The organism is Paenibacillus zeirhizosphaerae (assembly GCF_030705605.1).
Taxonomy (GTDB): domain Bacteria; phylum Bacillota; class Bacilli; order Paenibacillales; family Paenibacillaceae; genus Paenibacillus; species Paenibacillus zeirhizosphaerae.
Map to the genome: position 1 here is coordinate 90,294 of NZ_JAPCKK010000014.1, position 13,002 is coordinate 103,295.

Sequence of the window (13,002 nt, forward strand, 5' to 3'; positions counted from 1 at the left end):
TTCCCAACTAAAAACAAACGCGCCTTCCATACGGAAGGCGCGTCTCCAAACGTTATCGGTTTAGCGGCGACGAGCAGAACGAACAAATTATGACCGCCCGCCTGTGCGGAATTTTTGTGTATAGGCCTTTACATCCTCCGCGCTCCTTACCCGGTTCCGCTCCCATTCCAGCAAAATACGGTCGATGTAGCGAAAATGTACCTTGCCTGCAAAAACGGACTCCTTCAATGCCATCAGAATCAGATCCTCGGGATACTTATCCTGATCCACCCAGCCGGAAATAGTCTCAAACTCCATCGGAGACAGCGGCCTGCCGAATTCTCGCTCGAATATCGTAAACAGATTCCGCTTGTCTTCCGGATCATAGCCTGCTGAGAACAAATCATCATCCGGCTCCCCGCCAAGCGCCGGGCGGCGCTCAGCAGCGACGTACTCTGCCAGCTTCCGGTAAAGGCCGGTAAACTGATAACGATCATACTGCACGTCCGACTGCTCGTAGGAGCCGGATTCAATGCTGATCCAGCCTTCCTGCATCAGCTTTTGCAGCATTTTGCCCAGTGTCTCTGCAGGCAGGTCCATCCGCTCCATCAGCTCATCCAGCGTCGGAAAATCATTATGCTCCGCTTGTCGGAATGCAAGCAACTGTATCAGCAGCATGACTTCCGTATCTGACAAGTGAAGGCTGCGGTAATGCCGAAGCAGGACGTAAGGGATGGTCACCACGCCGGCTTCCATCGCGAAAGCAGCCCCTTCTGTCCATTGCGCCGCCTCATTCCGGTACTGATTGTTCATCGGTTAAGGGTAGAGGCGGTACAGCATCCGCGGAAACGCAATGGTCTCACGAACATGGTCCAGGCCACAGATCCAGGCGACGGTCCGTTCCAGACCAAGGCCAAATCCGGAATGGGGAACCGTTCCATAAGTACGGAGATCCATGTACCACTGGTAAGCCTCTTGGGCCAGACTATGCTCGGCAAAACGCTGCGCCATTAATTCCGGATCATCAATCCGCTGCGATCCGCCAATAATTTCCCCATATCCCTCCGGTGCGATCATATCGGCACACAGGACTACCTCTGGACGGCTAGGGTCAGGCTTCATATAGAACGCCTTGATGCTTGCCGGATAATGAGTGATAAATACCGGCTTATCGTATTTTTCCGCAATGGCGGTTTCATGCGGCGCCCCGAAATCTTCACCCCACGGAATATCAAAGCCTTGCCCCTGCAGGAATTCGATGGCTTCATCGTAAGTTATGCGTGGAAACTCGCCTTGGATATTTTCCAGCTTGGAAATGTCTCTTCCGATCGTTTCAAGCTCTTTGCGGCAGTTCTCCAGTACAGATTGCACCACATAGCTTACAAACTGCTCCTGAATGCGCAGGCTTTCTTCCAGGTCCACGAACGCCATCTCCGGCTCAATCATCCAGAATTCGATCAGATGACGGCGTGTTTTGGACTTCTCAGCTCTAAAGGTCGGTCCAAAGGAATAGACCTTGCCCAAAGCCATGGCTGCGGCTTCCATGTAAAGCTGCCCGCTTTGCGTCAGGAACGCATCCTCGTCAAAATACTTGATATGGAACAGCTCCGTTGTGCCTTCAGCGGAAGACGGCGTCAGGATCGGCGGGTCCACCTTCGTAAAGCCGTTGCTGTCAAAGAACTGCTGCACTGCACGAATAATTTGGGCACGAATCAGCAGAATCGCACGCTGCTTGGGAGCACGCAGCCACAAATGGCGGTGATCCATCAGAAAATCGACGCCATGCTCTTTCGGCGTGATCGGATAGTTTTCCGTCAGATGAATGATCTCAATACCTGTAACGGTCAGCTCATAGCCTGACTGGCTGCGCGGCTCTTCGCGGACAACTCCTGTCACATAGAGGGAGCTTTCCTGGGTCAGACTTTTGGCATCATCCCATATCTGCTCGGATACTTCGCTTTTCACTACAACCCCTTGGATGTAGCCGCTTCCGTCCCGAAGCTGTAAAAACTGTATTTTACCGCTGGAACGCTTATTATGGATCCAGGCGCCAATGGTAACCGTCTGGTCCACATGGCGTCCAACTTCGGAAATCGTACATTTTATAGCCACTCAAATCTCTCCTCTGTAACCGAAATCAAACAGCCATTCCCGCGGGAACAGGCTGTTTGATCAGGGCTCACTAATAATGTCTGTTCCTATTGTACAAGGCGGAACGTGTCGCGGGCAATCACCAGTTCTTCATTCGTCGGAATGACAAGAACCTCGACCTTGGATTGCTCCGTGGAAATACGGCGCGGCTCGCCGGAACGGATGGCATTCAGCGCTTCATCGATCTCAACGCCAAGGAAGGTAAGCTCCTTCAGGACCTGCTCGCGCAGAACCGTCGAATTCTCGCCCACGCCGGCTGTGAACACGATAGCATCAACACCGTTCATAGCCGCCGCATAAGAGCCAATGTATTTGCGGACACGATAAGTATACATATCAAACGCAAGCTTGGAGTTGGCGTCACCCTTCTCCATGCCCTCTGTAATCTCACGCATGTCGCTGCTGACACCAGAAATGGCCAACAGTCCGCTGTGCTTGTTCAGCATGGAGTTCACTTCGTTGACCGTCAGCTCTTCCTTGTTCATGACAAAAGGAACGATGGCAGGGTCCAGATCGCCACTGCGCGTACCCATCATCAGCCCTTCCAACGGTGTCATCCCCATGGAGGTATCAACAGAGACGCCTCCCTGTACCGCCGTAATGCTTGCCCCGTTACCGATATGGCAGGTGATGATCTTCAGATCTTCCAACGGACGATCCAGGAATTTGGCAGCCTCTTTGCTTACATAGTCATGGGATGTGCCGTGCGCGCCATAACGGCGCACTTTATATTTGCTGTACAGCACTCTGGGAATGGCGTACATGTAAGCTTTCTCCGGCATCGTTTGATGGAAAGCCGTATCGAATACGACCACCTGCGGAATGCTCGGCATATTCACCTCGGCAGCCTTGATCCCCATCATGGAAGGCGGATTATGCAGCGGGGCAAGGTCGAACAGACGGCGAATTTCCTTCTTTGCCTCTTCTGTAACGACAGCGGATTCCTTAAAGGACTCGCCGCCGTGAACGACGCGGTGGCCGACCGCGTCAATTTCATCGATGCTGTCGATGACACCATGCTCCTTGTCCGTCAGAGCGTGCAAGACTTTACGGATCGCTGTAGTATGCTCCAGAATTTCGCTTACTTCCGTCATTTCGCTTTTATTGGTTGGTTTATGTGTCAAAATGGAAGAATCCATACCGATCCGTTCCACAAGCCCTTTGGCGAGCACAGACTCGTCCGTCATATTATACAACTGGTATTTCAGGGAAGAGCTGCCTGCGTTGATTACTAGAATTTTCATACACGGTCACCATCCTTGTCGTACTTGAAGAAGCCCTCGCCTGTTTTTACACCCAAATTGCCGGCACGCACCATTTTCTTCAGGACGATGGACGGACGGTATTTCAATTCGCCGAATTCGCGGAACATGCGCTCAAGCGCTGCCAGCACGGAATCGAGACCGAAACGGTCGGCCATTTCCAGTGGCCCGTTCTGGAAGCTGTAGCCGATCCGCATCGCGTCATCAATATCCTGAGCGGATGCTACGCCTTCCTGCAGAACATGCGCAGCTTCATTGATCAGGAGACAGACAATGCGGCTCGTTACGAAACCAGGGGATTCATAAACCATGATGCCCTTTTTCTCAACAACGTCCTCCACAAAGGATTTAGTATGCTCAAAAATTTCGTCCGAGGTTTTCAAGCCGCGGATAATTTCAACAAGATCAATGCGGGATACCGGATAAATAAAATGCATGCCAATAACACGCTCAGGATACAAGGTCGAGCTGGCGAGCTCGGTCAGGCTGAGTGTGGAAGTATTACTTGCAAGTATAATATTGCTCGGGCAAAAATGGTCAAGCTGCTTGAACACTTCCTTCTTGGCTTCCAGATCCTCGGTAATGGTCTCGATCACCATATCGCAGCTGCTCAATTCACCAAAATGGACTACTTTATGAATACGGGAAAGAATCAGCTTCTTCTCCGCCTGGGTAATCGCCCATTTCTCCAGTTGTTTATCCAGACTGGTCTCGATCATTTCATATGCGTAGTCAAGCTTTGCAGGGGTTTGCTCAACCAGCAGCACGTCAATTCCCTTGGAAGCAAGCATTTCGGAAATGCCCTGCCCCATCGTTCCGCCGCCGATTACGCCGATTTTTTTAAATTGCATGGTTCTTGGCTCCATCCTTTCAAGGTCTCTCTGGTGTATTGTATCCTTCACTGTCGAAAAATACATGTTTATGACCCAATAGATAATAATATCTTAGCACGGAATAAAAGTAAAAAAAAATACCAGCATCATATTTTATGCTGGCAAAAAAGCATTTTCACGAAATTGACACCGGAATTGCTCTCCGGTTAACGTTTCTTCCTTCAACAAGATTTCAAGAGAATTGTCGAAAATGCTGCGGCGCTGCTCCAGCAGCTCAAGAGTGCGGGCATGCAGCGCGTTCAGAACCTCTTTATTTTCACGCATCAGCTCTTCCTTGGTCACCATTTCCATGTTCATAATTCCCAATGAAGTCAGGCCGGATTTCATCATCGTTTCCACGATGTTCAATGCCTGTTCGAAATCGTTACTGGAGCCTGTACTGCGTCCTCCATAATACATTTCCTCGGCCACGGCTCCGCCGAGCGCAATCATGATTTGCTCTTCCAGGAAATCCTTGGTATACAGATAATGCTCCTGCTGCGGGTTGTGACGAACATATCCGAGCGCCTTACCGCGCGGACTAAGAGCCACCTGCTTCACACTGCCTGGGCGGACGATCTCGGCCATGATGGCATGTCCCAATTCGTGGATGGCAACCCTCTTCTTCTCTTCCGCATTGGATTCACGGTCTGTCTTCTCGCCCATCATCACTTTATCAATCGCCATGGACATATGGTTCTGACTGATGACCTCAAGGCTCTGCCGCATCGCATAAATCGCAGCCTCGTTCATGACGCTCTCCAATTGGGCACCAGAAAATCCGTAGGCCTCCTCGGCGATCTTCTCCAAATCCACGTCCTCGGCAAGCGGCTTGTTCTTGGCATGCAGATCCAGAATATGCTTTCTGCCCTTTTTGTCGGGAAGATCAACCTGAATGTGACGGTCAAACCGCCCCGGCCGCAGCAGCGCGCTATCCAGCATTTCTTTACGGTTGGTGGCTGCCATCACCAGAATACGCGGCGCATCCGAGGTATAGATTCCATCCATTTCGGTCAGTAGCTGGTTCAATGTCTGGTCGTACTCACGCTGCTGGCCGCCTTCCCGCTTGCCGCCGATCACATCAATCTCATCGATGAAAATAATGGCACTATCCTTCTTCTCTTTGACTGCTCGCGCTTTGGCATCCCGAAACAGATCACGGATTCTGCCTGCGCCGACCCCTACATACATCTCCACAAATTCACTACCCGCTGCCGCCACAAATACCGAATTGGTATACTGGGCTGCGGCTTTGGCCATCAGGGTCTTCCCCGTTCCCGGAGGACCGGTGAGCAGAATGCCCTTTAACGGACGAATGCCGAATTTCGAGATTTCTTCATGACGGATTAGAAAATCAAGCGCCTCACGCAGCTCCTGCTTCGCACTCTCCTGACCGCCAATTTCGTCAAAGGTCAGCTTAGGAGACCCCACTTTCTTGCGCTTGCGTTCCTGGCCCGCACCGACCGCCAACCCGCCGCGTATGTGCAACAGCAGCAGCAATCCGCCAAGAACAGCCGCAGCAATCAGCAGCGGCACTATGTTAAACCCGATTACAACAAGAAAAATGACCACTACCGGCACGATGCCGATCAGCATTTCTTTCGCCCATCTAGGCATTAGGCCACACTCCCATCGTTTCCGGTTCGCGCGGCAAAATAATAAACTTGCTGGCTTGACCTTCCTTCAGCCGTATATAGACGTTCTGATCATCCATTTCGGTCTGCGCCTGCACCTTGGCGTTTTTCTGTTCCAGTGTTTCCAGCGTTGCCGGGATCTGCGTATATTTCTTATTTTCCATCGCTTCCGCGATCGGGAACATGGCCTGTGACCACCATGCATCCAGTTCGGCGCTGGAACGATCCTGGATGTCCAGCTTCAATTGACGGCTACCGATAATCGACTGTCCCTCCTTCTTGACCTGCTGCACTAGACCGCGCAGATCCGCATCCGGCTTGAGCACAAGTTTCAGAATGACCTCATCCTGTTTAATATTAATTTGGGCGCTGGAGACGCCCGGATATTTAGTCACTACCTGCTGAAGCGGATTCTGAATCGCCATATGACGGTACAGAAACCATCCACCGAACAGCACGGAAGCTGTAATAATCGCTGTTAAAGCTATAGGCAACACACGAAGTTTCAAAAAAACGTCCTCCTCTCTAAAATGATAATGTCAGAAGAAACAGCAATAGGACTTTTCTTGAAACACCTTCCTTTGATCATATCAATCTATCAATTATATATACTTGAGTATACCATATCGTATATCATATATCGAAAGCAAAGTGTGACCAATTTATAAAATTTGTAATATTTTCAAAATAGATATTAAACAGCAAGCCTGACGGAAAAAAGCTCCGGCCGCAGCCGGAGCGATTGCTGTACATGTAAGATTTCGATCCTCTGTCACCTAAGCGTGTTAGGGAGCGAAAATGGGGTGCCAACCGGACTACCGTCCGTAAATTTGTAAAATTGATAATAATAGCCGGTGCTGTTTGTATAGAATAGCTGCCAGACATCTTCTCCTTTATAAAAACCGGGCAGCAGGCGCACAATTTCGAGGTCGGGATTCGCAGACATTATGGCTGTGCGCATCTGTTCCTCGCTTACTCCGTTTTGCAGCAGCTCGCTATGCACACCCTCCGTTCCCTGCTGTGGTATATCCGGCCCATCCTGCACGGTTTGAAAGGGAATCCATACCATGATTTTTCTCTTCTCAGCATCCGTACCTTCCACAATCCAGTAGGTGTGATCCCACACACTTTTCCAAGTTCTCTCTGTCGCAACAAGACCCGCTGTCTGCTTCGCTTTAAGAATAGCGGTGCTCTCCTCCTGCTTCTGCTCCTGAGTAACAAAGGAATAATACAAGTAGATGGCGATCAACAGCAGGATGAGGATAAACACCGCGTAGGCGATCATTGTTCTTCTGTTTTTCAATCCAAGCTTCCTTTCCGATGGAGTGATTTCGATCAGCGGGACAGCAGGCCTTCAAACGCCGCTTGCGCTTCGAACTTGATGCGTTCCTCATCCATGGTCAGGCATTCGCCGTTCTTGACGACCTGGCGGCCATCCACCCAGACGTGCAGAACATCCTTGGCACTGGCCGAGTATACGGCATGGGAGACCAGATCGGTTTTCGGCAGAAAATGCGCCTGGTCGATATCGAGAGCAATGAAGTCGGCCTTATTGCCAGCGGCGAGCGATCCCACTTCGTTCAGGGCGATCGATTTCGCTCCGTATTCCGTAGCCATGCGCAGAGCTTCAGCGGCCGGGACCGCCGTCGGGTCACCCGATACCCCTTTGTGAATCAGTGCAGCAAGCCGCATCTCTTCGAACATATCCAGATTGTTGTTGCTTGCCGGACCATCCGTACCGAGAGAGACCGTTACTCCCGCTTTCAACAGCTCCGTCACGCGTGCCACACCGCTTGCCAGCTTGAGATTGCTTCCTGGATTATGGGAAACAGCGACCTTGCGTTCCGCAAGCAGCGCAATTTCTTCATCATTCAAATGGACGGCATGTGCGACCAGGGAAGGACTGGAGAAAAACCCCAGCTTATCCAGGTGCGCCACAGGGCGGAGACCATAATCGCGGACGTTCTGCTCTACCTCAGCCGCCGTTTCCGACATATGAGTATGAAGCGGCAGGTTAAGGTCATGGGCCGCCTGCACGAACTGCTCAATAAAGGCCGGAGGACAGGTATAAGGCGCGTGTGGAGACATCATAGCCGTGATCCGGCCGTCAGCCTGACCGTGCCAGTTTTTCGCGAAGGCTACGGCCTCCGCCAATTTGGCGCGCTGCTCCTCTTCCGAGCATAGGCCGATGGCGCCCCGCATCAAGCTTGCGCGGATGCCCGATTGCTCGACCACTTTGGCAACCTCATCCATATGATCGTACATATCCAGAAAAGCCGTTGTGCCACCCTTGAGCATTTCCAGCACGGAAAGCGATGTGCCCCAGTACACATCCGTGGAGGTGAATTTGGCTTCCATCGGCCACATCTTGGTTTGCAGCCATTCCTGAAGCACCATATCGTCTCCATAGCCGCGGAGGAGCGACATAGCAGCATGACCATGCGTATTAACCAAACCCGGCAGGAAGAGCAGACCTGTGCCGTCGACCACCTCTGTTGCCTCTTCCCCTGTCGGCAGCTCCTCCCCGATATAGGTGATCCGGCTGTTTTCGACAATCATGTATCCGTGGACAACTGATTTGTCCGCACCGTTCACTGCGTAAGCTCCGTTTTTGATCAACCATTTATTTGTCATTATCTTCACTCTCTTCCTTTCCGTTCTCAAGGTAATAGGCCAGGCTCAGCAGATCTGTCGTAAAGTCCGTCGCATGAATGCGGATATGCGGAGGCGCTTTAATAATGGTCGGCGCGAAATTCAGAATCGCCTCGATGCCACTTTCGATCATGTCATCAGCCACTCTCTGCGCTTCGAAATCCGGTACAGTGATGATTCCGATTCGGATATACAGATTTCTGACTGTAGCTCTCAGCTCTTCCATCGGCTGCACGGTCAGGGTGTTGATTTGCCGTCCGACCTTAGCCGGTGAGGAGTCAAAGACAGCCACGATTTTCATATTATCCTTTAAATAAGCGTTGTAGTTAGACAGCGCCTGCCCAAGATTACCGGCCCCTACCAGCGCAACGTTGATTTGCTGGTCGATTTTGAGGATGTGCCGTATTTTGTCAATCAAATACATCACATCATAACCGATTCCCTTGCGCCCGAAATCACCGAAGTAAGCCAGGTCCTTGCGGATCTGCGCCGGATTCAAGTCCAGCTTCTGTCCCAGCTCCTGGGACGAAACCGTGGCAACCTCCCGCTTATGAAGCTCGTTCAGATAGCGCAGATAAACAGGTAATCTGCGCACCACGGCTTCGGATATTTTATCTGATTTCATGCATAATCCTCCTAATCCAACGGACTAAATAATCTATTCAAAGCTTGAGTGTCCCGTTTCCGTCGTATGAAGCCATTCGGCAATTCGGGGCACCATCTGCTCGGTCTGCATATGCTCTATTTTCGGTCCAGGCAGAGAATACAGGAAGTGCTTTCCGTAATAAGACTCAATGACACGGGTATCATACACGATAACAACCCCCCGGTCACTCGCCGTACGCACCAAACGTCCAAATCCTTGCTTGAAGCGAATCACCGCCTGCGGCACGGATAGCTTCATGAACGGATTCTTCTTCTGTTGCTGCAGCAGCTCGCTCTTCGCCTCAAGCAGCGGGCTATTCGGAGGCTGAAAAGGCAGTCTGACAATAGCGAGACATGTCAATGCCTCTCCGGGAATATCCACACCTTCCCAGAAGCTGCTTGTGCCCAGCAGAACGGACGCTTTGGCTTCCTGAAACCTTCTCGTCAGCTTACTGCGGCTGCCGCTGTCCACCCCCTGCCCCAGTACGGTAATTTCGCTGGCGGCAAGCGTCTCCTTCAGCGGTTCGTACACCTGCTTGAGCATCCGGTAAGAGGTGAAGAGAACAAGCATGCGGCCTTGCGTCGCCTCAGCCGCGCAGCGCAGCGAGTCAACAAGCATTTCCACGAACCTGGCGTCCCCAACGGTTCCTTTTACGCTTGGGAAATCGCGCGGGATGACAAGCAGCGCCTGCTCACGATAGTTGAACGGAGAAGGTAGCTGGGATGTCAGCAGTCCGCCTGTTTCTGCGGCCTCCTGCAGGCCAAGCTGGTCAATCATGTATTGAAATGATTTATCCACAGACAAGGTAGCAGAAGTAAGCACCACGCTTTTTTTCTTGTCAAAAAACATGTCCTTCAACTGCTGGCTCACGTCTACAGGGACGGCGTAAAACTGCAGTGACTTCCCTTTAAATTGTCCGCTGGCCTCAAGCCAGTACACGGCCGTCAGATCATCCATTTTAATAAAATAACGAAGGCTGTCACGGAAAGCAGCCAAATCTTTAAACAGCCCGGTAATGTCAGTCACGAGGCTCTCGGCCCCATAATCGTCCTGCTCGTCCTTGATCTCCTGCAGGATTCTGTCTCCCCTGCGGACGATTTCTCCGAGCCCAACATAGATCTGGTTCTCCAACTGCTCCGCTTCCTCCCAGCCCTTCGGTTTGGCGGAAGGCTTGAGGCGGGCTGAGAACTGCCCCGTCTCCCCGGGAGAGGCGTCACTTCGTTCAGGCAGCATGCCGAAGAGCATGTCGCTGAGCTTATCCCAGGTCTCTTTAACCTCCACAACCTGCGGATACAGACTGTCGATCACATAAGCCCACTCGACGGCTTTCTCATGTCCTGACGACATGAGCTGCTGGCGTAGAACCGGGAGCTGTCCGTTCTTGCTGTCCTTAAACAAGCGGGTTAGCGCGTGTACGAACGTGAAATATTTCATATGGATACCCAAATGTTTGCCTGCCACCTCTTCCAAATGATGCGCCTCGTCAATGACCAAATGGTCGTAAGCGGGAAGTAGCTGATGGCTCGCTTTCACATCCGTGAACAGCTTGGAATGGTTGGTGACCACCACATCCGCGGTTCCTGCCTCGTGGCGCGCTCTATGATAGTAGCATTTGCGGAACCATGGGCATTGCCTGCCAAGGCAGGAGTCCGAGTCGCTGGCGACCGTTTCCCAGAAATCACCGCCACGGCTACTGAGGTTCAATTCCTCATCGTCTCCGGTTTCTGTTTGCGTAAGCCAGACGATCATCTGCGCAGCCGTGATCAGGTCTTCCTTCGGGGTCACGAAATCTCTTCTGTTTATTTTATGTTCAAATTTCCGCAGACACAAATAATGACCCCGACCCTTGAAGACAGCCGCCCGGAACGAAAACGGCAGCGTGCGTACAAGCAGTGGAATATCCCGTTCCCGCAGTTGCTCCTGCAAGTTAATGGTATGTGTGCTGATCATCACTTTTTGACCGTTCTTCACGCTATAGTACAGTGAGGGAAGCATATAACCAAGTGATTTGCCCGTGCCCGTGCCGGCCTCAATCAACAGATGCTTTCCTTCGCTGAGCGCTGTCATCACACTTTCGATCATCTGATTCTGGGACTCACGCTCCTCGTAATGAGACAGGGACGACCGCAGCCGCCCCTGCACTTCTTCCATAAATCCGTCGAAGCTCATGTCTGACAGCGGATTGTCTTCGGATTCACTGCGCGGCAGCTCAATTTCCGTCCAATCCTCTACTTTAAGGGCGAACTGTCGGTAATAGGTGTGGCCATCCTCCAGATCCTGGATCGGTGCCCTTTCCTTCTGCTCCCTGACTCCGTCAAAATACCAGGCCAGATCGCTGTCCTCATCCGCGAATAAATCACTGAGCCTCTGTACGGTAAGTAGAGGCAACGAGTTCAGTTCCTCCAGACACTTCAGAAAAACCTCAGCCGTAGCAAGCGCATCGCTGTCCGCCTGATGCGGTCGGTCATGAGCGAGTCCAAAGTCGGACGAGACAAAGCCGAGCTGATAGGAGGATAAGGACGGAAACAGAATCTTGAGAAAGTCCATCGTATCCAAAATCCGGCCGCTAAACGGCAAATAGCCGCAACGGTCAAGCGCGCTTTGCAGAAAATTAAAATCAAAAGCGACGTTGTGTCCAACGAGGACAACATCATTCAACAGAGGAACAAGCTCGACCATCATGTCCTCAAGAGAAGGAGCCTTCTCCACGTCCGCGTCCGTGATGCCTGTAAGCCCTGTTATAAAGGGTGGAATCGGTCGGCCCGGATTTACATAGGAAGCATATACCTGTGAAATGCTATAATCATGATCTATAATAGCCAGTCCAACCTGAATGATATCATCTGCGGACTGGGTTCCTGTCGTTTCAAAATCCAATACGGCAAATTTCATGTTGAACCTGATCCCCTCATTTAACGTATCATACAAAAATGGTACCGGGTGGGAACCCGGCCTATAATACAGCATATCAGAAGATGGGCGCTTTGAACATGAAACAAGCAAAAAGCGATGCACGTATGCATCGCTCATTAGCGTTACGCTTCACATATAGGCCATAAAATGGCTGCTGTACCGCAGCCGCCCGGGGTCCGAGCGACATGCCTCCATATTATGGCTCGCTTCGTTCAGTGAAGGATCAAGCTGCAGCGCCAGCCCAAAAAACTGTACAGCCTGCTCGGGTTCATTCTTTTTCGCCCGTATGCATCCAAGAGCGTTGTAAATAGCCGCCCTGATCTGGCTGCTCTCTGTCAGGCCAAGGGAATAATGAAACAACGATTCCGCTTCCTCCAACTGACTCAAATGCATATGCGACATAGCCGCATACATTTGGGTCAGCAGGCTTTCAGGATAAGATTTGGCAACTTTTCCGAACTGATCAAGCGCTTCCCGGTACATCATCAGCCTGTAATAGCCTTGTCCGCGGATAAACGCTTCATGACCCATTTCGGGAAGCATAGGCGATTCATTGACGGATTGCAGAGTGCCGCTTCCCGCCAGTTTTCCCATCTTCTCTTCAAAAGCCAGCCACTCATCCATAATGGAGTCACTCATGCGCCTGAGCAGGTTCCATTTATGGAGCAGCTCCTCCTTGCGAGGACCTTGAGCTGAAGGGTAATGCTTCACAATTTCATCTAACATGCCGTTCATTTCTGCGAATACATGCCGGAACATATTGTGCATTCCACCCTTCATGGAAAAAAAGTGATTCCTCCACTGCGGCCATTGCTGACCTGCGGCGCGAAGCACCGTGAGTGTACAGTCACATTTTTCGCCCAAAGAGCTCTTTTCATCCGCGCTCCCATCGA

At 51.4% G+C, this 13,002-nt stretch carries 11 protein-coding genes; all 11 read right to left on the reverse strand.

Annotation, left to right across the window (positions count from 1 at the left end; translation table 11 throughout):
* Positions 1 to 87: 87 nt before the first annotated feature.
* Positions 88 to 735, reverse strand: coding sequence for a DnaD domain-containing protein (locus OIN60_RS07445; protein ID WP_305754234.1), 648 nt, complete (start codon positions 733 to 735; stop codon positions 88 to 90).
* 60 nt (positions 736 to 795) lie between these two features.
* Positions 796 to 2,091, reverse strand: a complete 1,296-nt coding sequence (gene asnS, locus OIN60_RS07450; RefSeq protein ID WP_305754235.1) for an asparagine--tRNA ligase — start codon at positions 2,089 to 2,091, stop codon at positions 796 to 798.
* Between the two features lie 86 nt (positions 2,092 to 2,177).
* Positions 2,178 to 3,374 carry an acetate/propionate family kinase gene (locus OIN60_RS07455; protein WP_305754236.1) on the reverse strand — a complete coding sequence of 399 codons (1,197 nt, stop codon included), beginning with the start codon at positions 3,372 to 3,374 and terminating at the stop codon, positions 2,178 to 2,180.
* A complete protein-coding gene (locus OIN60_RS07460; protein ID WP_305754237.1) occupies positions 3,371 to 4,243 on the reverse strand; it encodes a 3-hydroxyacyl-CoA dehydrogenase family protein in 873 nt (290 codons plus the stop codon). Before OIN60_RS07460 ends, OIN60_RS07455 begins: the two co-directional genes overlap by 4 nt.
* A 135-nt stretch (positions 4,244 to 4,378) precedes the next feature.
* Positions 4,379 to 5,881, reverse strand: coding sequence for an AAA family ATPase (locus OIN60_RS07465; protein ID WP_305754238.1), 1,503 nt, complete (start codon positions 5,879 to 5,881; stop codon positions 4,379 to 4,381).
* Positions 5,874 to 6,407: a hypothetical protein gene (locus OIN60_RS07470; RefSeq protein ID WP_305754239.1), complete on the reverse strand. Its 534-nt coding sequence runs from the start codon at positions 6,405 to 6,407 to the stop codon at positions 5,874 to 5,876. Before OIN60_RS07470 ends, OIN60_RS07465 begins: the two co-directional genes overlap by 8 nt.
* Positions 6,408 to 6,670: 263 nt before the next feature.
* Positions 6,671 to 7,201 (reverse strand): cell wall elongation regulator TseB-like domain-containing protein, encoded by a 531-nt coding sequence (locus tag OIN60_RS07475; protein ID WP_305754240.1) that lies wholly within the window; start codon positions 7,199 to 7,201, stop codon positions 6,671 to 6,673.
* Positions 7,202 to 7,233: 32 nt separating this feature from the next.
* Positions 7,234 to 8,535, reverse strand: coding sequence for an amidohydrolase (locus tag OIN60_RS07480; protein ID WP_305754630.1), 1,302 nt, complete (start codon positions 8,533 to 8,535; stop codon positions 7,234 to 7,236).
* The gene (locus tag OIN60_RS07485) at positions 8,522 to 9,175 is read right to left on the reverse strand and encodes a redox-sensing transcriptional repressor Rex (protein ID WP_305754241.1); all 654 of its coding nucleotides are present in this window, start codon (positions 9,173 to 9,175) and stop codon (positions 8,522 to 8,524) included. Before OIN60_RS07485 ends, OIN60_RS07480 begins: the two co-directional genes overlap by 14 nt.
* 33 nt (positions 9,176 to 9,208) lie before the next feature.
* Entirely contained in the window at positions 9,209 to 12,088 is a 2,880-nt protein-coding gene (gene dinG / locus OIN60_RS07490; protein ID WP_305754242.1) for an ATP-dependent DNA helicase DinG, read from the reverse strand.
* A gap of 150 nt (positions 12,089 to 12,238) precedes the next feature.
* Positions 12,239 to 12,868, reverse strand: a complete 630-nt coding sequence (locus OIN60_RS07495) for a tetratricopeptide repeat protein (RefSeq protein ID WP_305754243.1) — start codon at positions 12,866 to 12,868, stop codon at positions 12,239 to 12,241.
* Positions 12,869 to 13,002 lie beyond the last annotated feature (134 nt).